Origin of the sequence: Winogradskya consettensis (genome assembly GCF_018332715.1) — a bacterium.
GTDB lineage: Bacteria > Actinomycetota > Actinomycetes > Mycobacteriales > Micromonosporaceae > Actinoplanes > Actinoplanes consettensis.
The window spans coordinates 35,839-54,929 of sequence record NZ_BOQP01000007.1 but is presented as its reverse complement, the minus strand read 5'-3'; the positions used below and the strand labels follow the sequence as shown (position 1 = coordinate 54,929).

Below are 19,091 nucleotides of genomic sequence, written 5' to 3'. Positions count from 1 at the left end.
GTGCCGTGCCCGTCATCACCCACGCCGAGGCGTACCTGATCGACCTGCCTGTCGAGACCCTGCGCACCGACGCCCTGCAGCAATTCGTGAAGCAGGAGACCATCTTCGTCGACATCCGCACCGACGACGGCGGCGAAGGCACCGGTTACAGCTACACGATCGGCACCGGGGGCACCGCCGTGCTCGCCCTGCTGCGCGACAACCTGGTGCCACTGTTGCCCGGCCGCGACCCGCGCCGCATCGAGGCGGTGTGGCGCGAGCTGTTCCTGGCCACCAAGGCCACCACCGTCGGCGCCATCACCTCCCTGGCGCTCGCGGCGATCGACACCGCGCTGTGGGACTGGCGCTGCCGGGCCGCGGGCCAGCCACTGTGGATGGTCGCCGGGGGTGCCAAGGACCGCATCCCGTTGTACGACACCGAGGGTGGCTGGCTGCACCTGAGCACCGAGGAGCTCGTCGCTGGTGCCAGGAGCAGCCAGATCGCGGGCTGGCCCGGCATCAAGATGAAGGTGGGGCGCTCACCCGCGCAGGACGCCGAACGCCTGGCTGCCGTGCGCGCCGCGACCGGGCCCGACTTCGACATCATGCTCGACGCCAACCAGTCCCTCACCGCCTCCGACGCGATCCGCCGCGCCCGGCTGCTGGAGCCGTACGACCCGTACTGGTTCGAGGAACCCCTGCCGGCGGAGGACGTCGCCGGGCACGCGGCGGTCGCCGCCGCCACCTCGATCCCGGTCGCGGTGGGGGAGTCGATGTATTCCGCCGGCCAGTTCGCCGAATACCTGCGCCGCGGCGCCGCCGGGGTCGTCCAGGTCGACGTCGCCCGGATCGGCGGCATCACCCCCTGGCTCAAGGTCGCCCACCTCGCCGAGACCGCGAACGTGACCGTCTGCCCGCACTTCCTCATGGAGCTGCACGTCAGCCTCTGCTGCGCGATCCCCAACAGCCGCTACCTCGAGCACATCCCGCAGCTGCGGGCGATCACCCACGACGAGATCGAGGTCGCCGACGGTCACGCCCTGGCCCCCACAGCCCCGGGGCTCGGCATCAGCTGGGACCGCGACGCGATCGACGACCGGAGGGTCCAGTGACCGCCCAGCTCGAAACCCCGGCGCCGCCGGACGCGCCACCGCGCACACCGCACCGCGTCCCGCTCTGGGCCAACCCCCGGGTGGGCCTGGTCGTGCTGCTGGTCGCGCTCGTCGTGCTGTTCAGCGTGCTGCGCCCGGCGTTCCTCAACACCCGGCTCACGCTGACCCCGCTGCAGTCCGACATCAGCGTCTACCTCGTCGTCGGCCTCGCCCAGCTCAGCGTCCTGTCGCTCGGGCACATGAACATGGCCGTCGGGCGGATGGCCGCCACCAGCGCGTTCACCATGGGCCTCGTGCACGACAAACTCGGTGCCGGGCTGGTTCTCAGTCTCATCGCCGGGCTCGCCGTCGGAGCCCTGCTCGGCGCGCTCGCCGGTCTCATCATCTCCCGCACCGGCGTCAACTCGTTCGTCGTCACCCTCGCCATGGACTTCGCCCTCGCCGGGCTCATCACGATCCTGTACTCCGGGGTCACCGGAGGCGTCGCCTTCCCGACGATGCCCGCCGGCATGAGCGAGCTGCGCTCCGACACGTTCGCCGACTACTGCATCGGCGACGTCTGCGGACCACGCGTGCCCCTGGTCGTACCGTTCGCGATCCTCGCCGCCCTGCTGGTGGGTCTGCTCTTCCGCTTCTCCCGACTCGGCCGCGAGATCCTCATGACCGGCGCCAACCAGCGCGCCGCCGAGCTGTCCGGCATCCCCACGAAGGACCGCATCGTGCAGGCGCACGCCGTGAGCGGGCTGCTCGCCGCGCTCGGCGGGTTCCTGCTCGCCGCCAACAACGGCGCGTTCTCCGCGAGCCTCGGCGACTCGTTCCTGCTCCCGTCCTTCCTCGCCCCCGTCCTCGGCGGCACCCTGCTGGCCGGCGGCGCCGTCAGTGTCCTGGGCACCGCGCTCGGCGCCGCCCTGACCCAGGTCATCTACAAGGGCCTCAACCTGCTGCAGTTCCAGCTCGACCAGCTCCAGCTCTACATCGGGCTCGTCCTGCTGGCCGCCCTGTCGCTGGACCGGGCCCGCCACGTCCTCGCCGAACGACGGGGGAACCGAGCATGACCCTCACCGCCACGCAACGCAGCACCCTGCCCGGCAGGCATCTCTGGCAGGCCCCCGAATTCACCCTCGCCGTCATCGCCGTGGCCGGGTTCGCCGCCCTCGCCGTCGCCACCGGAGGGAACCTGCTGTCCGCCGGCACTCTCGGGGCGTTCTTCCGCTTCCTGGCCGTACCCATCGTCATCGGTCTGTCCCAGATGGTCGTGCTCGCCGTCGGGCAGATGAACCTCTCCGTCGGTGCCCTCACCGGCTTCTGCGCGATGGCCGCCGCCTGGCTCATGCTCGAGGCCGGGCTCCCCGCGCCCCTGGCCGTGCTCGCCGCGCTCCTGCTCGGCCTGTTCGCCGGCGTCACCAACGGCGTCCTCGTCGTGCTGACCAGGATCAACGGCTTCATCGTCACGCTCGCGACGATGACGATCATTCAAGGCTTGCGGTACGGCGTGAACGGCCCCGACACCTTCCAGGGCTACTCGCCGGGGCTGCGGGAGTTCGGCCGGGCGTCGATCCTCGGGCTCCCCGCCGTGTTCCTTGTCGCGCTGGCGGTCGCCGCCCTCGTCGCGCTGTTCTTCTCGCGCACGGTCCCCGGCCGGCACCTGCTCGCCAGCGGTGGCAGCCCGTTCGCGGCACGGCTCTCCGGCATCTCCAACGACCGTTCGCTGATCGTCGCGCACGGCCTGTCCGGGCTGCTCGCCGGTGTCGCCGCGGTGCTGACCGTCGCCGCGTCCGGTTCGGTCAACGCCACCATCGGCGACGACCTGCTGCTGCCCAGCTTCGCCGCACCGATCATCGGCGGGGTGGCCCTGACCGGCGGCATGGTGAGCGTCACCGGCACCCTGCTGGCCGCGTTCCTGGTCCGGCTCGTCGACGTGATGCAGGCCCAGTTCGGCATCAACCCCCGCTGGGTCGACCTCATCATCGGCGCCGTCGTCCTGGGGGCGGTGCTGCTCGGAACCGTGCGTACCAAGCTGCAGGAGAGGTCGGACTGATGCTTCTCGCGGAGAATCTCGTCAAGACGTTCCCCGGCGTCCGGGCCCTGGACGGCGTGTCGCTCACCCTGCGCCCCGGCAGCGTGCACGCCCTGCTCGGGGAGAACGGCGCCGGCAAGAGCACCCTGGTCAAACTGCTCACCGGCGTCTACCGCCCCGACGGCGGCCGGATCACGTTCGACGGCGACGAGCGGCACTTCGCCGGCCCGCTCGACGCCCAGCGCGCCGGCATCGGCGTCGTGCACCAGGAACGCAACCTGATCCCCGCGTTCTCGGTCGCGGAGAACATCGTGCTGCATCACCTGCCGTCGCGCGGCGGGCGTCTCGACAAACGGCGGATGCGCGCCGAGGCGGTGCGCTGCCTGGAGTTGCTGCAGGTCGAGCTCGACCCGGACACCCCGGTCTCCCGGCTGTCGGTGGCCCAGGCCCAGCTCGTCGAGATCGCCAAGGCGCTCAGCCTGGACACCAAGGTTCTGCTGCTCGACGAGCCGACCGCGTCGCTGACCGGCGACGAGGCCGACCGGCTCTACTCCGTCGTGCGGCGCCTGCGCGACGCCGGGCACGCCGTCGCACTGGTCAGCCACAAACTCGAGGAGGTCTTCGCGGTCGCCGACACCGTGACCGTGCTGCGTGACGGGCGCAGCGTGGCCCAGGACGCTCCACTCACCGGGTACACCCAGGCGCAGGTCGTCGACCTCATGGTCGGTCGCGCTTTCGCGTCGATCGCGCTTCCCACGCGTACGGTCGACGGTGAAGTGACCCCGGCCCTGCAGCTGAGCGACGTCAGCACGGCCCTCGGCCACCGCGGCATCTCCCTGGTCGTGCGCCCCGGCGAGATCCTCGGCCTGTACGGCCTGGTCGGCGCCGGTCGCAGTGAGCTCGCCAAAGCCGTCCTCGGGCTCGAACGCATCACCTCCGGCACCGTGCTGATCCACGGCCGGCCAGCTCGGATCCGTACGGTCGGCGAAGCCCTGCACCGCTACCGCATCGGTTACGTGACCGAGGATCGCAAGGGCGAGGGCCTGTTCCTGGATCAGCCGGTGTCGCGCAACATCGCCGTCACCGTCTGGCGGCGGCTCGCCCGGGCGGGCCTGGTCCGCGATCGCGGCGAACGCGAGCTCGCCGGAACGTACGCCGACCGGCTCGGCATCCGGATCTCGTCACCACGGCAACCGGCCGGGCAGCTCTCCGGCGGCAACCAGCAGAAGGTCAGCCTCGCCAAGTGGCTCGCCGCGGAGTGCGACATCCTCATCGTCGACGAGCCGACCGTGGGCATCGACGTGCGGACCAAGGCGGCGTTCCACGAGCTGATCGCCGGGCTCGCCGCGGACGGGCTCGCACTGCTGCTGATCTCCTCGGACCTGCCCGAGACCGTCGGGCTCGCCGACCGCATCGCCGTCATGAACGACCTGCGCATCGTCGGCGAGCTCGCCAACGACCACGACTACCCCCGGATGAGTCAGCAGATCATCCGCCTCATCCACACCGCCGAAACCGTGAGCGCCGCATGAACCCTCTCGAACGCGTCCCGCTCGGGACGACCGACGTCCGCGTCACCCGGCTCGGGCTCGGGCTCGCCCCGCTCGGCGGGCTCTACACCCCGGTCGCCGACCAGCAGGCCCGTGACACCGTCGAACGCGCCTGGGATCTCGGCATCCGCTACTTCGACGTGGCCCCGCTCTACGGCAACGGGCTCGCCGAACGCCGCTGCGGACCGGTGCTCGCGGCCAAACCCCGCGACGAGTTCACGCTGTCCACGAAGGTCGGGCGGGTGCTGCGGCCCGGCGGCGGGGACGAGCAGGACATCTGGGCCGAGGCGACAGGGGTCACCCCGCAGTTCGACTTCTCGGCGGCGGGGGTGCGGACGTCGTACCGGGAAAGCCTGGAACGTCTGGGGTTGGACCGCGCCGACCTGCTGCATCTCCACGATCCCGACGACCATTTCGAGCAGGCGGTCACCGAGGCATTGCCGGCCTTGAAGAGCCTGAACACGGGGGCGATCTCGGCGGGGATGAATCAGGCTCCGATGCTGGCAGATTTCGTACGCACCGGCGAGCTGGACTGCGTGCTGCTCGCCGGCCGGTTCACGCTGCTCGACCAGTCCGGTGCCGAGGAACTGCTGCCGCTCTGCGCTTCCCGCAACGTCGGCGTGATCGCCGCCGGGGTGTTCAACTCCGGGCTGCTCGCCGATCCGCGGCCCGGCGCGACGTTCGACTACGTTCCCGCTCCGGCCTCGCTGGTCGACCGGGCGCTGGCGATCCGGCGGGTATGCACCCGCCACGGCGTGCCACTGCGGGCGGCGGCGATCCAGTTCCCGTTCACCCACCCGGCCGTGACCTGCGTACTCGTCGGCGCCCGCACCCCGGACGAGGTCACTGACGCCGTCGCGATGGCGGGCCTGCCGATCCCCGCGGTGCTCTGGAAGGACCTGCGCGGCGAGGGACTGATCGCATGATCATCGACGCACACCAGCACCTGTGGACGGCCGACTACGCGTGGCTTCAGGATCCTTCGCTGACCAGCATCCGCCGCGACTACACCGTCGATGATCTGCGCTCGGCTCTCCGCGGGACCGGCGTCGAGCGGACCATCCTGGTCGAGGCCGGTCGTGGCGATGCCGCGGAGACCACGTCGTTTCTGCGGATCGCCCGGGACACCCCGGAGATCGCGGGTGTGGTCGGCTGGGCGTCGCTGACCGACCCCGCGCTGGGCTCCGTTCTGGCCGCGCACAGGGCAGGGTATGGCGGCGAGCTGCTGGCCGGCGTGCGTGATCAGGTCCAGGCCGAGGCCGACAACCATCTGGACCGCCTGGATGTACGCGCCGGGCTGGCCACGATCGCCGCTGCCGGCCTGGTCAACGAGGTCGTGGTCCGCGCCCCGCAACTGCCGTCGCTGGCCAGGGCCGCCGCCGCGCTGCCCGGCTCGACGTTCGTCCTCGACCACCTCGGCAAACCCCCGATCGCCGCCGGCGGGCTGGCGGCCTGGCGGGAGCTGATCGCGCCGGTCGCCGCGCAGCCCAACGTGATCGCCAAGGTCTCCGGGCTGGTCGCCGAGGCGGACTGGGCGACCTGGACGCCCGCCGATCTCGAGCCCTACGTCGCCACCGCCGTCGAGCTGTTCGGAGCCGGCCGGCTGATGTTCGGCTCGGACTGGCCCGTGCTCGGGGTAGCCGCGACGTATGCCCAGGTCAAGGACGTCATGGTCGACCTCCTCGGCAACTCACCGGCCATCTTTTCCGGCAACGCGATCCGCACCTACCATCTGGAGCTCACGTGAAATACCTGCGAGTCGGTCCCGCCGGCCAGGAGAAGCCCGTCGCCGGCCTCGGCGGGCGGTTCTACGACCTGACCCCGGTCACCCCCGACATCACCGGCGCGTTCCTCGCCGCCGGCGGCGTATCCACCGTGACCGGCCTGACCGAGGTGGACATCACCGGGCAGCGGCTCGGCGCCCCGATCGCGCGGCCCGGCGTCGTGCTGTGCATCGGGCAGAACTACGCGGCCCACGCCGCCGAATCCGGTGCCACCCCGCCGACGACCCCGATCATGTTCTACAAAGCCCCCGGCACGGTGGTCGGCCCGGACGACGACGTGCTGATTCCGCGCGGCTCCACGCGCACCGACTGGGAGGTCGAACTCGGGGTGGTGATCGGTAAGACCGCCCGCTATCTCGACTCTCCCGAGGCCGCCGCCGCGCACATCGCCGGATTCGTGCTGTCCAACGACGTCTCCGAGCGGACCTTCCAGCTCGACGACTCCGGCGGCCAATGGTCCAAGGGCAAGTCGTGCGAGACGTTCAACCCGCTCGGACCGTGGCTGGTCACCCCCGACGAGACCGGCGACCCCGGCAAGCTCGGGCTGCGCAGCTGGGTCAACGGCGAACCCCGGCAGAACTCCGGCACCGCCGACATGATCTTCGACGTCCCCTACCTGATCTGGCACCTCTCGCAGTACACCGTCCTCGAACCGGGAGACCTGATCAACACCGGGACCCCGCAGGGCGTGGCGCTGTCCGGCCGCTTCCCGTACCTGTCGGCCGGCGACGTGATGGAGATCGAGATCGACGGGCTGGGCCGCCAGCGCAGCGTCCTGCGGGATGCCGCCCTATGAAGATCACTGCGGTCGACACGTACGACGTCCGCTTCCCGACCTCCCGCGAGCTCGACGGCTCCGACGCCATGAACCCCGACCCCGACTACTCCGCCGCGTACGTCGTACTGCGCACCGAGGAGGGGCTCGAAGGGCACGGATTCACGTTCACCATCGGCCGCGGCAACGAGGTCTGCCGCGCCGCGATCGACGCCCTCGCCCCCATGGTCCTCGGACGCGACGCGGCGGACCTCGGCGAATTCGCCCGCAGGCTCACCCACGACTCCCAGATCCGCTGGCTCGGCCCCGAGAAAGGCGTCGTCCACCTCGCCGCCGCCGCCCTCATCAACGCCGCCTGGGACCTCGCCGCCACCGCCGCCGGGAAACCGCTGTGGCGCCTGCTCAGCGACCTGACCCCGGACCAGATCGTCGACCTCGTCGACTGGCGCTACCTCACCGACGCCCTCACCCCGGCCGAAGCACTCGACCTGCTGGAGAAGGCCCGGCCCGGCCGCGAGCAGCGGATCGCCCACCTGAGCGAGCACGGCTATCCCGCGTACACGACATCACCCGGCTGGCTCGGCTACTCCGACGACAAGCTGGTGCGCCTGGCCCGTGAGGCGGTCGCCGACGGCTACACCCAGATCAAACTCAAGGTCGGCGACAACCTGGACGACGACGTACGCCGTCTCGCCCTGGCCCGCCGCGCGGTCGGCGACGACATCCGCATCGCCGTCGACGCCAACCAACGCTGGGACGTCGGGCCCGCGCTGGACTGGATGCGCGCGCTCGCTCCGTACCATCCGTGGTGGATCGAGGAGCCCACCAGCCCCGACGACGTGCTCGGCCATGCCGCGATCCGGCGCGGGCTCGGATCATCCGGCATCAAGGTCGCCACCGGGGAGCACGCCCAGAACCGGATCATCTTCAAGCAGCTGCTCCAGGCCGAGGCGATCGACGTCGTGCAGATCGACGCGTGCCGGGTCGCCGGCGTCAACGAGAACCTCGCGATCCTGCTGCTGGCCGCGAAGTTCGGCAAACCCGTCTGCCCGCACGCCGGTGGGGTCGGGCTGTGCGAGCTGGTCCAGCACCTGTCCATGTTCGACTACGTCGCCGTCTCGGCCAGCCTGCAGGACAGAGTTATCGAGTACGTCGACCACCTTCATGAGCACTTCGAGGACCCGGTCGTCATTCGGCGCGGCGCTTACCAGGCGCCGGTCGCGCCCGGCTTCTCCGCCCGGATGAAGGCGGCGTCGCTGGAGCGCTACTCGTTCCCGAACGGGCCCGCGTGGGCCTGATCACGGTCAGCCTCGACGGCTCTCCGATTCCCGATGTCCCGGATGTCGACGGCGACTACGACGGTCCGGTCGCAGCCGCGCGGCACACGCTCGCCGCCGCCGAGCGGGCTGTGCAAGACCGGGTTGTGGATGAGCGGGCTCTGGACGCAGCGGCAGAAGCGCCGTTGGCGATCGTTGCCGGAACTGTGGCCGGTGCGGGGGCGCCCGGGACGGCGCGTTGCGCGGCCGTCGGGTTGTCGCCGCTGTCCGGGGGAGTGGCCGAGACCAGGGCCGAGGGACCGTACGCGGCAGGGCTGCGGAAAGCCGGCGTCACCGGGATCGTGCTCTACGGTCGCGCCCCGCACCCGGTCTGCATAGTGGTCACGAAGGGCGCCGCGCGCCTCGAACCGGCGGCCGACATCTGGGGGCTGACGACCGGCCCGGCAACCGACAGGCTGCTGGAACGCTACGGGGCTGATGCCGCGGTGGCGGTGATAGGACCGGCGGGGGAGCGCGGGGTCCCGTACGCCTCGATCATCACCTGCCGGCACCATCCACTGCCGCGACTGGGTCTCGGAGCCGTCCTCGGTCGTAAGAACGTCAAGGCCGTGGTGTGCGTGGGCGACGCGGTCCCCCCGGTCGCGGACCCGGCCACCGTGGCGACCATCGCCGCCGAGTACGCCGAAGCATCCCGCACCGACGGCCTCTCGACCTGGCAACAAGGCATGCCCGGCTTCGGCGTGTGGAGCGGCGAACCCGGATACGCACCCGTGGCCCAGTTCACCGATACCAGCCGCGGCGGGGGAGTCGGCACCGTACCCGAGGAGATCGCCCGTGGCGCGACCGTCGCGGCCTGCCCGGGCTGCCCGACCGACTGCATCAAGGTGTACGCCGGTGCCGGCCTGCACCAGGAAGCCCTCGCCATACTCGGCCCCAACCGTGGCGACCCGAACCCTTGGCCGCAGTTGAGCGTCCACGAGCAGCAGGGCACCGACCCGGTCGATGCCGCCGGGACGCTTAAAGTCCGCGGCGTCGCGATCCCGCCGTTCGACCCGCGTGTGCAGCCGAACCTGGGACTGGCCTACGTGGTCGCGCCGATCGGCCCGCGCTACGACATCGTGGAGCACGACCTCGACTTCGACCCCGCCGAGGGCATTCCCTCGGCGTATTCCGAGTTGGCGCAGCTCGGCGTGCGGGTTCCCCGGCCGCGCGGTGAGCTGGACGTGCACCGCACCGCCCAGCTGATGCGGTTGTGGAGCGGGCTCGACGCGCTCGGCGTATGTGTCTTCGCGGCGACCCCGACCCGGCCGCTCTCCCTGCGCCGCGTCACCGACCTCGTCGAAGCGGTGACCGGTCGCCGCCCCGATGTCCTGGCCCTCGGCGCCACCCGGCTCCGCCTGCAGTACGAGATCAACGCGGGGCTGGGCGTCGAAAGAATCGGGACCCTGCCCGATCTGTTCTTCACCGAGCCGGTCCGGGCCGGCGGACGGTACGCCGGGGCGGTCCTCGACCGGGACGCGTTCACCGCCGCCGCCCAGGACCTGCACGACCACCTGTTCTCCTAGAGAGGAACCACCATGGCTTCGATGGACACACTGGTCGCGGTCGTCACCGGCGGCGGCTCCGGCATCGGCGCGGCCGTCACCGCCGAGTTCCGGGCCCGGGGCGCGCGCGTCGGCGTCCTCGACCTCGATCCCGGCAAGCCCGCGGACGGACTGCTGCCGGTTGTCGCCGACGTTGCCGACCGCGGCTCGCTCGAACGGGCGGCGGCCCGGGTCGCGGCCGAGTTCGGCGGCATCGACATCCTGATCAACAACGCCGGGATCAGCGCCGTCGGTACGGTGGAGGCCAACGACGACGACGAGTGGCAGCGGGTGCTCGACATCAACGTCGTCGGTGTCGCCCGGACCACCGCCGCCGTCCTGCCGTACCTGCGGCGCAGCAACCACGCGGCGATCGTCAACACCTCCTCGATCGCCGCGACCGCCGGGCTCGTGCAGCGCGCCCTGTACTGCGCGTCGAAGGGTGCCGTGCACGCGCTGACCCTGGCCATGGCCGCGGACCTGGTCGGCGAGGGCATCCGGGTCAACTGCGTCGCGCCGGGTACGGTCGACACGCCCTGGGTGGCCCGCCTGCTCGCGCGCACCGACGATCCCTCCGGCGAGAAAGCCCGGCTGGCGGCGCGTCAGCCGACCGGCCGCCTGGTCACCGCTGAGGAGGTGGCGACCGCGGTGGCGTACCTGGCGGCACCGGAGTCCTCCGCGACCACCGGCATGTCCCTCGCGGTGGACGGTGGCATGTCCGGCCTGCGGCTGCCCCGGTGAGGGCAGGTTACGGATTCATGACGAGGGCAAGCAGTCCCCGGACCGGCCTTTATACCCTCCTGGACGGCCGCTGAACGTGATCCGGCCCGCAGCTGGTTAACCTTGTTGTAACCAGTTGCGGGGCCGGATCTGGGTAGATTGTTGAGATCTTCGACCACATAGATCCCTTCATCGGCACCGCGGCGACCGACCTGCCGCGGTCGCACGGCCTCGCCGCGAGCTGGTGGTGGCCGAAACCTCAGGTCGGCAACACCCACCCGGGCGCCACCTCACCACTGGGCATGGTCTCGGCCTGCGCCTACTCCGGTGCCTACCCGACCGGCTACGGGCGTTACAAGAAGGGCACCGAGGGCCTGCCCGAGGAGATGTTCGACCGGCTCCAGGCCTCGGGCTTCACGCATTTTCAGCAGTCCGGCACCGGCGCGATCCGCAAGTATTACAACTATGTCCGCGTGACGCCGATGGTGCAGCCGCTCGACGAGCTCGGCCAGTCCTGGCCGCTGCACGACGAGGTCGCCACCCCCGGCTACTACGCGGCGACGCTCGACACGGGCGTGCGCAGCGAGATCACCGTCGGCGAGAAGGTCGCCGTGCACCGCTACACGTTCCCCGAGCAGCGCAGCGCCCGCGTGGTCATCGACCTGTCCATCGGCGGGCTGTCCATCGATCTCGGCCGCACGGTCCCGCTGCGGGCCCAGGTCGAGAGCATGGGGTACGGCTGCGCGCAGGGCACCGTCGTCATGGAGGGCGTCCCGCTCTCCGTCTACATCGAGGTCGACAGCCCCGGCTGGCGCCAGATGCTCTGGTACGACCGCCGCCTCGTCGACGGCGGCACCCGCCTCGACTTCGACAGCATCCGGCACACCACGCTGCGCCCGTTCGGCCTCATCTTCATGGGCCCCGCCGCCGCCGGCCAGACCATCGAGGTGCGCCTCGGCTTCTCCCTGCGCGGCCACGAGCAGGCCCGCAAGAACCTCGAGCGCGAATGCGGCCAGACGCGTCCCGCGTTCGACACCGTGCACGCCGACACCCGCGACCGCTGGCGGGACACCGTCGGCAAGGTCCAGGTCGAGGGCGGCACCACGGCACGCCGCACGGTCATGTCGACCGCGCTCTACCACTCCCTGATCAAACCGTGCGTCGCCGATGACGAGAGCCCGTTCTGGCCCACCTCCGGGCCCTACGCGTTCGACATCTGCACGATGTGGGACATCTACAAGACCCAGCTCCCGCTGATCGCCGCCATCGCCCCGGAACGCCACACCGCGATCCTCGAATCGCTCATCCGGGTCTGCGAGGAGGAGGGCAACTTCCCGATCGGCTACCGGATGGCGCGCGGTGCGGACCGGTTCTTCCGGCAGGCGAGCGCACTCGCGCACACTGCATTGGCCGATGCGTACGCTCTCCGCCCGCAGAGCATCGACTGGAGCTGGGCGCTCGTCCACATGGTCGACGACCTGCGCCGGATGTACGGCGAGGACTTCTTCGAGCACGGCGTCGTACACCCGATCACGCACACGCTCGACCTCGCGTACGCCCATCACTGCACCGCGCAGGTGGCCCGTGCCCTCAACGACCACCGCCTCGCCGACGACCTCGCCGACCTGAGCCGCGGCTGGATCAACGCGTTCGACCCGGCCACCGGGCTGCTGCTCGACTCGTCGTTCTACGAGGGCGGCAAATGGAACTACTCGTTCCGCCTCGTGCACGACATGGCCGCCCGGATCGCCCTCGCCGGCGGCGACAAGACGTTCATCGACATGCTCGACCAGTTCTTCGGCTACGGCGCAGCCCCCGTCACACAGCCCGGGGTGCGCCCGCTGCCGGCCGAGATGCGCCACGGCTTCGCCCTGAACAGGTTCGAGGGCCTCAACAACGAGCCCGACATGGAAGCACCCTGGTCCTATCACTACGCCGGGCGCCCCGACCGTACGGCCGAGGTGGTCAACGCCGCCCTCACGTGGCAGTTCGGCACGGGCCGCGGTGGCCTGCCCGGCAACGACGACTCCGGCGGCCTCTCCTCCTGGTACGTGTGGGCGTCACTCGGGCTGTTCCCGGTCGCGGGCCAGAACCTGTTCCTGATCAACGCCCCCGCTTTCGAACGCGGTGCGCTCACGATCGGTGACCAAGAGTTCGTGGTGGAGACTAGCGGTCACCGGGAGACTCCGATCGGTGCCGACGGCATCGACCGCACCCCGCCGACACAATATGTTCAGTCGGCGACCCTTAACGGGAAAGCCTTGCATGGTGCACACTTGAGCGCCGCCGACGTGCACAAGGGCGGACGGTTGCACCTGAAACTGGGTCCGGAACCGTCGGCTTGGGCGCAAGGCGTGCGACCCCCCTCAGTGTCGGATCTGCACGCACCCTAGGAACCTCATGAAACACCCCCCTCGTCGCCTGATCATCGCCGTACGCGCCGACCCGGTCATCTGCGGTCACTCCGGTGAGGCCCGCAACCTGGCCGAGGTCGCGCTCACCCGCGGCTTCGACGACGTCCGGATCCTCACCTGGCCGATCGCCGCCCTCGAAGCGGCCGGTCTGCCGTTGAAGCCGCTCGACCGGTTACTGCCCTACAGCCCGGGCATCACGGTCGAACGCCCCGAGCCGGTCGGCGACTACCGGGTCCCCGACGGGCGCTACCAGGCCGGCCTCACCGGCCGCCTGGTCGAGCTGCTCGCCGAGCCGGTGCCCACGGTCTGCCTGTCGATGTACCTGGTGCCGCACACCGCCATCATGGTGGACGCCGTCATCTCGGCCCGCGCCGCCGGCTTCGACCCCGACGTGCACACGATCGCCAAGGCAGTCGGCTCCGACGTCACCAACGTCATCAAGTCCTGCCTGCGCGACGGCAGCTTCGGCGCCGCGATCGCCCTGTTCACCACGTTCCTCGCGAACGACGAGCTCACGGCCGTCTCGGAATACACCCGCGACGAGATCATCGCCTCGGCCGAAGAGGTCGACGAGAAGTGCGGCACCCACTTCGCCGAGCAGTGCCGCCGCCGCGTCACGGTCAGCTACCCCCCGATCGACACCAGCGCCTACCTCGACCTCGACGAGAGCGCCGTCGACGCCGCCCTCGCCGCCCGCGGCCTCGAACGGGACGGCTACGTCCTGTTCCTGTCCCGCGTCGCACGGGCAAAAGGCATCTACGACCTGGTCACCGCGTACGGCCAGATGCGCTGCCGCTCCGACGTCAAACTCGTCGTCGCCGGCACCGGCCCCGCCCTCGAACACGTCCAGGCCATGGCCCTCGAGGACGAGCAGGTCATCTTCCTCAGCGACGTCGACGACACCGAAAAGGCCCTGCTCATGCGTGGCTGCGCGGCCTACGTCCTCCCGACCAAGCCCGAACCCGAGTTCGTCGAGACCTTCGGCATCGCCCTCACTGAGAAAATGCTCGCCGGCGGTGGTCCCATCATCACCACCCTCACCGGCGGCACCGGCGAAGCAGTAGGCGACACCGCCATCATCGTCGAACCGGGCGACGTCGTAGCCCTGGCCGCCGCGGTCGACGCCGCAGTCCTCGAAATGCCCGCCGAGGAACGCAAGGAACGAGAGATCCGAGCCCGCGACTACGCCCTGGCCTTCGACCGCGGCCGCGTCTTCGACGACCTCTTCTCCCGCATCCCCCTCACCCCCGACCCCGCCTGACGGTTCCAACCCAGCGGAGGGCGTTCAGATGACCAGGTACGCCCTCCGCCTCGGCACCTCCCACGACAACCTCGTCGTCGCCGAGCGCGTCGAGCACTTCTTCACCGGCCGCTACAGCATGGACGACATGGGCCTGCTGCTCGACGAGCCCCACGCGGTGATGACCTTCCACCTCGCCGGACTCTCCGGGCCCGCAACACCGGCCCAGGTGACCGGCGACATCGAGGTCCTCATCCTCGACAGCCGGTCAGCGGTCATGGGCCGCTACCCGTTCTGGAACGCGTCCGCGATCCCGGCGTCCGGGGGATCCTGGGCCGTCACGGCGACCTCGGGGGTCCTCCCGCAGGTAAGCGCCGAGCGCTGGTGGCACCGCTGGGCTGCGGGTCCGATCACGCGCAAAGGCCAGTGGGAGTCCGACCCGGTCGGCCAGCGGGAGGGCTGGGTGGAAGTAATATCCCTGCGCGCCGACGAGGGATTGCGGCCTCCGGTAGTGGCCGGCGCGACCCCGTACATCCTCGACGGTCACGCGGTCCGCGACGTGGCCAGCTTCTTCTGCGCGGCGGGCGAAGCCTTCGCAGGCCCCGGAGGGTACGCCGGTGAGTGCTGGACGGCGTGGGAGGAGTTCCTCGCCGCCCTGCCCGGCCCGAAGCCAGTCGACCTGCTCTGGACCGACTACGCCGTCGCGGCGCGGAGCCTGCCCGTCGCGGTCGACCCCGCCGACCCGGAGACGACCCGTCTCGACCTCATCATCGCGTCCCTGAACCGCCACGGCGTGACGGTCATCCCCGCCTGACGGCCGGGGTCCGCCGGGGGTCATTGAGGCGGTTCGCCGCCCGCGACCAGGTCCCGAGATAATTCGAGGCTCGAAGTTTGTGTTAACGTGCTTCGAGACTCGAAGTATTGGGGGAACGGTGGACGACTACCGCGCACGGACCGCACTGGTCACCGGGGCTTCGAAGGGCATCGGCCTGGCGTACGCGCACGAGCTGGCCCGCCGTGGCGCCGGCGTCATCCTCGTGGCCCGATCCGGGGACGCGCTGGACGCGGTCGCCGCCGAGATCCGGGCCCGGCACGGCGTCACCGCCACACCGATCGCCGCCGATCTCGCGGCACCGGACGGCCCGCACCGGCTCCTGGGCGAGCTGGACGAGCGCGATCTCCGGGTCGACCTGCTGATCAACAACGCGGGCATCGGTGCGGTCGGCCCGTTCCTCGGCACCGCGCTCGACCGGCACCACCGGTCGATCGACCTGAACATCACCGGGCTGCTCACCCTCACCTACGAGACGAGCCGGCGGATGGCGGACCGCGGGGACGGCGGCATCATCAACGTCGCCTCGACCGCGGCGTTCCAGCCGATGCCGTACCAGGCGAGCTACGCCGCGACCAAGGCGTTCGTCCTGTCGTTCACCGAAGCCCTCGCCGAGGAGCTGCGCGGCACCGGGGTGCACGTGATGGCCGCGCACCCGGGCGCCACCGACACCGGCTTCTTCGACGGCACCACCGCCGAGATGGTCGCGGGCCGCACCGACACCACGGCATCGGTGGCAGCTCGGACCCTCGACGACTACTCGCGCCGCCGGCCCGCGTCGTACCCGGGTCGCTTCAGCAACCGCGCGCAGACGTGGGCGTCGCGCTTCGTTCCGCGTACGACAGTGGTCAAGGGTGTTGCCGCACTCAACCGCAAGATCGGCTTAGCCACCGCGCACGACCTCCCCTGACCGCCGGGGCGCCACTTTTGGGTGTCGTCGGCGGCCGGGCGAGCGAAGCTGGTCGGATGGGATCTCACCGGCCGCAGGCCCGCACGATCGGACTGACCCTGATCGGTACGGCATTCGTGCTGGTCCTCGTCCTGCACGCGACCATGCGCACGGTCAGCCCGGTGCGCGACATGATCAGTGACTACTCGCGCCAACCGCACGGCTGGCTCTTCGGCCTCGCCGTCCTGCTCGTCGCCGCCGGCTCGGCCCTGCTGATCCCGTGGCGTCGTTCCGCGCGCGCCGGCGTCTTCTTCGCTGCCTGGTGCGCGGGCCTGGTCGTCCTGGCTGTCTGCCGCCGCGACGTTCCCGGCGGCCTGCCGACCGTCATCGGCCAGATCCACCTCGTCGCGGCCCTGGTCGCCCTGGTCAGCCTCCCGCTCGGCGTCCTTGCCGTGGTGCCCCGGCGGCACACCCTGCGGTACGTGGCCGTCGCCTGCCTGGTGATGCTCGTCCCGCTGTCAGCGTCGTTCATCCTCGGCCCGCCGTGGCGCGACGTCCTCGGCCTGCTCGAGCGTCTCTTGTCGGTCGCGGAGCTGGCGGTGGTGGCCGCACTCGGCTCACCCCAGGGCGCGCGCCGGGAGGTGCCCGTGCGACAGAGCTGACCCCGGCCTCAAGCCGGAAGCCGCGCGGGCAGCTGGCCGTAGAGCAGGCGGAGCTGGGCCGCGACCAGGTCCTCGATGAGCTGGTCGGGGTCGGCGACCGGGGCGGTGTCGTCCTGGGAGGCGAAGGCGTCGCAGAGCAGCACGGTACGCAGCTGGATCATCGCGGTGGCGAGCGCGGCCGATGACGGCGGTCCGGCGGGGGCGAGCCCGGCGGCGCGTTCGCGTTCGATCCGCTCGGTGTTGAGGCGGGTCAGGCGTTCCTGGTAGCGCTTGCGGTATTCGAGGACCTCCGCCGGGACGTCCGTGGCGAAGTGGATCAGGCGCAGCAGTGGGCCGCGGGCCTTCCAGAGGTCGACGATGTAGCCCATGTTCTGCCGCAGCGAGGCCTCGGTGTCGCCGATGCCGCTGCCCCTGTACCAGTCGGCCTGCGCGGCGCTGACCTGTGTCTCGATCTCGTGCAGCAGTGCGGCGAGGACGGCGTCCTTGCTCTTGAAGTAGAAGTAGAACGTCGGCCGGGACAGGCCCGCCCCGTGCGCCAGCTCGTCGATGCTGATCGAGGCGAGGGTCCGCTCGGCGATCAGGGTCTCGAAGGTGCGCAGGATGTCCGCTTCGCGGGCGTCTCCCTTGCGGAGACCGCGGCGGCGACCGGTGCTCGTGTCGGACATCACCCCAGGTTAGTCGGGTTGATCACCGCGCGTTCAACGTGGTGATCGTAATAATCGACACGCTGTTGATTAACGCCTTCACCGATGTCGCAGGAGTCCGCATGACCAGTTCCATGCCCGCCACGAAACGGACGGGGCTGCTCACGCTCGCCCTGGCCGTGGCGGTCGCCAACGTGTCGATCCTGCAGACCCTCGTGGTCCCGGTGCTGTCGATGATCGCCCAGCAGCTCGACACCAGCCTGTCGGCCGTGGGCTGGGCCCTGACCGCCAACCTGCTCGCCGCCGCGGTGCTCACCCCGCTGCTCGGCCGGCTCGGCGACGTCTACGGCAAGCGCCCCGTGATGATCGCGATCCTGGTCACCGTACTCATCGGCACCGTGATCGCCCTGACCACGACGTCGCTGCCACTGCTGATCGTGGCCCGGGTCCTGCAGGGCTCGTCCTACGGGCTGTTCCCGCTCGCGATGAGCGTGCTCCGCGAGCAGCTGCCCCCGGCCCGTCTGACCATGAGCATGGCGGTCGTCAGCGCCACCCTCGGCGGTGGCGGCGTGGTCGGCCTGCTCGGCACCGGCCTGCTCACCCGTGGCGGCGGCGACTACCACCGCCCGTTCTGGCTCGGCCTGGTCATCACCGTGCTCGCGCTGATCCTGTGCTGGTTCGCCCTGCCCCACCACGTCCGCGACAAGCAGGCCTCCACCTCCGTCGACTGGCTCGGCGCGGGCATCCTCGGTGTCGGCCTCGTCCTGCTGCTGCTCCCGATCTCGCAGGGCGCCGACTGGGGCTGGGGCTCGCCGCAGACCATCGGCTGCTTCATCGCGTCGGCCGTGGTCCTCGTCGGCTGGATCCTCGCCGAGCGCCGCATCAAGCAGCCCCTCGCCAAGCCGTCGCTGCTGGCCCGCCGTGCCGTGATGCTGCCCAACCTCGGCGGCCTGTTCGTCGGCTTCGGCATGTTCTGCGCGTTCCTGACGATCACCAACTTCGCCGAGACCCCCGACAAACTCGCAGGGTACGGCTTCGGCGCCTCGGTCCTCTCCGCCAGCGCGATCTACATGCTGCCCGGCGGCGTGCTCGGCGTCGTCCTCGCCCCGCTCATCGGCCGCTTCGTCCAGCGCGCCGGCGGCAACCAGGCCCTGCTCGTCGGCGCGGGCCTCGGCCTGGTCGGCTTCCTCGGCATGGTCGGCTGGCACGACGAGCCCTGGGAATTCATCGTCTTCGGCACGTTCGCCCAGCTCGCCGTGTCCTTCGGCTTCGCCACCCTGCCCGCCCTGCTGGTCGCCGCCGTCGACCCGGCCGACACCGGCGTCGCCAACAGCGTCAACTCGATCGCCCGCTCGGTCGGCAGCGCCATCAGCAGCGCGCTGATCGTCGCCCTGCTCGAGAGCAACATCAACCCGCTCACCGGCTTCCCCAAGGAGGCCACCTACCGGATCATCATGATCCTCGGCGCCGCGGCCTTCGCGGCCATCGCGGTGATCGGCACCATCGGCATCATCACCGGCAACCGCGACCGCCGCCCCGACCCGAAGGCCGCCGAGGAGCAGGCCCAGGCCTACGCCGGCGAGTTCGCCGAGGTGTCAGGAGTCCGCTGAGCC

Annotated in this window: 17 protein-coding genes; 16 read left to right on the top strand and 1 reads right to left on the bottom strand. The window is 70.8% G+C overall.

Annotation, left to right across the window (positions count from 1 at the left end):
* The first annotated feature begins 5 nt into the window (after window positions 1–5).
* From Aco04nite_RS07865 to Aco04nite_RS07795, 15 genes are all read left to right on the top strand, one after another.
* Window positions 6–1,091 (top strand): mandelate racemase/muconate lactonizing enzyme family protein, encoded by a 1,086-nt coding sequence (locus Aco04nite_RS07865; RefSeq protein WP_212996519.1) that lies wholly within the window; start codon window positions 6–8, stop codon window positions 1,089–1,091.
* Window positions 1,088–2,146: an ABC transporter permease gene (locus Aco04nite_RS07860; protein ID WP_212996518.1), complete on the top strand. Its 1,059-nt coding sequence runs from the start codon at window positions 1,088–1,090 to the stop codon at window positions 2,144–2,146. The genes Aco04nite_RS07865 and Aco04nite_RS07860 overlap by 4 nt, the downstream gene beginning before the upstream one ends.
* Entirely contained in the window at window positions 2,143–3,129 is a 987-nt protein-coding gene (locus Aco04nite_RS07855; RefSeq protein ID WP_212996517.1) for an ABC transporter permease, read from the top strand. Before Aco04nite_RS07860 ends, Aco04nite_RS07855 begins: the two co-directional genes overlap by 4 nt.
* Window positions 3,129–4,640 carry a sugar ABC transporter ATP-binding protein gene (locus tag Aco04nite_RS07850; protein WP_212996516.1) on the top strand — a complete coding sequence of 504 codons (1,512 nt, stop codon included), beginning with the start codon at window positions 3,129–3,131 and terminating at the stop codon, window positions 4,638–4,640. The genes Aco04nite_RS07855 and Aco04nite_RS07850 overlap by 1 nt, the downstream gene beginning before the upstream one ends.
* Window positions 4,637–5,584: an aldo/keto reductase gene (locus Aco04nite_RS07845; RefSeq protein WP_212996515.1), complete on the top strand. Its 948-nt coding sequence runs from the start codon at window positions 4,637–4,639 to the stop codon at window positions 5,582–5,584. Before Aco04nite_RS07850 ends, Aco04nite_RS07845 begins: the two co-directional genes overlap by 4 nt.
* The gene (locus Aco04nite_RS07840; protein ID WP_212996514.1) at window positions 5,581–6,405 is read left to right on the top strand and encodes an amidohydrolase family protein; all 825 of its coding nucleotides are present in this window, start codon (window positions 5,581–5,583) and stop codon (window positions 6,403–6,405) included. Before Aco04nite_RS07845 ends, Aco04nite_RS07840 begins: the two co-directional genes overlap by 4 nt.
* On the top strand, window positions 6,402–7,238 hold the full coding sequence (locus tag Aco04nite_RS07835) for a fumarylacetoacetate hydrolase family protein (RefSeq protein WP_212996513.1): 837 nt from the start codon (window positions 6,402–6,404) through the stop codon (window positions 7,236–7,238). Before Aco04nite_RS07840 ends, Aco04nite_RS07835 begins: the two co-directional genes overlap by 4 nt.
* On the top strand, window positions 7,235–8,515 hold the full coding sequence (locus tag Aco04nite_RS07830; RefSeq protein WP_212996512.1) for an enolase C-terminal domain-like protein: 1,281 nt from the start codon (window positions 7,235–7,237) through the stop codon (window positions 8,513–8,515). Before Aco04nite_RS07835 ends, Aco04nite_RS07830 begins: the two co-directional genes overlap by 4 nt.
* Complete coding sequence (locus Aco04nite_RS07825; protein ID WP_212996511.1) at window positions 8,506–10,059, top strand: aldehyde ferredoxin oxidoreductase N-terminal domain-containing protein; 1,554 nt, start codon at window positions 8,506–8,508, stop codon at window positions 10,057–10,059. The genes Aco04nite_RS07830 and Aco04nite_RS07825 overlap by 10 nt, the downstream gene beginning before the upstream one ends.
* Window positions 10,060–10,071: 12 nt before the next feature.
* A complete protein-coding gene (locus Aco04nite_RS07820) occupies window positions 10,072–10,818 on the top strand; it encodes an SDR family NAD(P)-dependent oxidoreductase (RefSeq protein ID WP_212996510.1) in 747 nt (248 codons plus the stop codon).
* A gap of 137 nt (window positions 10,819–10,955) precedes the next feature.
* Complete coding sequence (locus Aco04nite_RS07815) at window positions 10,956–13,190, top strand: glycoside hydrolase domain-containing protein (protein ID WP_308161627.1); 2,235 nt, start codon at window positions 10,956–10,958, stop codon at window positions 13,188–13,190.
* A gap of 7 nt (window positions 13,191–13,197) precedes the next feature.
* A complete protein-coding gene (locus tag Aco04nite_RS07810) occupies window positions 13,198–14,472 on the top strand; it encodes a glycosyltransferase (protein WP_212996509.1) in 1,275 nt (424 codons plus the stop codon).
* Window positions 14,473–14,500: 28 nt separating this feature from the next.
* Window positions 14,501–15,265, top strand: coding sequence for a barstar family protein (locus Aco04nite_RS07805; RefSeq protein ID WP_212996508.1), 765 nt, complete (start codon window positions 14,501–14,503; stop codon window positions 15,263–15,265).
* 118 nt (window positions 15,266–15,383) lie between these two features.
* The gene (locus Aco04nite_RS07800) at window positions 15,384–16,193 is read left to right on the top strand and encodes an SDR family NAD(P)-dependent oxidoreductase (protein WP_212996507.1); all 810 of its coding nucleotides are present in this window, start codon (window positions 15,384–15,386) and stop codon (window positions 16,191–16,193) included.
* A gap of 56 nt (window positions 16,194–16,249) precedes the next feature.
* Window positions 16,250–16,834: a DUF998 domain-containing protein gene (locus tag Aco04nite_RS07795; RefSeq protein WP_212996506.1), complete on the top strand. Its 585-nt coding sequence runs from the start codon at window positions 16,250–16,252 to the stop codon at window positions 16,832–16,834.
* Between the two features lie 8 nt (window positions 16,835–16,842).
* Here Aco04nite_RS07795 and Aco04nite_RS07790 read toward each other — a convergent pair whose 3' ends face one another.
* Window positions 16,843–17,499, bottom strand: a complete 657-nt coding sequence (locus Aco04nite_RS07790) for a TetR/AcrR family transcriptional regulator (protein ID WP_212996505.1) — start codon at window positions 17,497–17,499, stop codon at window positions 16,843–16,845.
* Window positions 17,500–17,600: 101 nt separating this feature from the next.
* Here Aco04nite_RS07790 and Aco04nite_RS07785 point away from each other — a divergent pair, with 101 nt between their 5' ends.
* Window positions 17,601–19,088: an MFS transporter gene (locus Aco04nite_RS07785; RefSeq protein ID WP_212996504.1), complete on the top strand. Its 1,488-nt coding sequence runs from the start codon at window positions 17,601–17,603 to the stop codon at window positions 19,086–19,088.
* Window positions 19,089–19,091 lie beyond the last annotated feature (3 nt).

What these genes read in the sequence shown, in the direction of transcription:
- Aco04nite_RS07855 (WP_212996517.1), top strand. Translation starts at nt 2,143, where the DNA reads ATGACCCTCACCGCCACGCAACGCAGCACCCTGCCCGGCAGGCATCTC.
- Aco04nite_RS07850 (WP_212996516.1), top strand. Translation starts at nt 3,129, where the DNA reads ATGCTTCTCGCGGAGAATCTCGTCAAGACGTTCCCCGGCGTCCGGGCC.
- Aco04nite_RS07845 (WP_212996515.1), top strand. Translation starts at nt 4,637, where the DNA reads ATGAACCCTCTCGAACGCGTCCCGCTCGGGACGACCGACGTCCGCGTC.
- Aco04nite_RS07840 (WP_212996514.1), top strand. Translation starts at nt 5,581, where the DNA reads ATGATCATCGACGCACACCAGCACCTGTGGACGGCCGACTACGCGTGG.
- Aco04nite_RS07830 (WP_212996512.1), top strand. Translation starts at nt 7,235, where the DNA reads ATGAAGATCACTGCGGTCGACACGTACGACGTCCGCTTCCCGACCTCC.
- Aco04nite_RS07820 (WP_212996510.1), top strand. Translation starts at nt 10,072, where the DNA reads ATGGCTTCGATGGACACACTGGTCGCGGTCGTCACCGGCGGCGGCTCC.
- Aco04nite_RS07810 (WP_212996509.1), top strand. Translation starts at nt 13,198, where the DNA reads ATGAAACACCCCCCTCGTCGCCTGATCATCGCCGTACGCGCCGACCCG.
- Aco04nite_RS07805 (WP_212996508.1), top strand. Translation starts at nt 14,501, where the DNA reads ATGACCAGGTACGCCCTCCGCCTCGGCACCTCCCACGACAACCTCGTC.
- Aco04nite_RS07795 (WP_212996506.1), top strand. Translation starts at nt 16,250, where the DNA reads ATGGGATCTCACCGGCCGCAGGCCCGCACGATCGGACTGACCCTGATC.
- Aco04nite_RS07790 (WP_212996505.1), bottom strand. Translation starts at nt 17,499, where the DNA reads ATGTCCGACACGAGCACCGGTCGCCGCCGCGGTCTCCGCAAGGGAGAC.
- Aco04nite_RS07785 (WP_212996504.1), top strand. Translation starts at nt 17,601, where the DNA reads ATGACCAGTTCCATGCCCGCCACGAAACGGACGGGGCTGCTCACGCTC.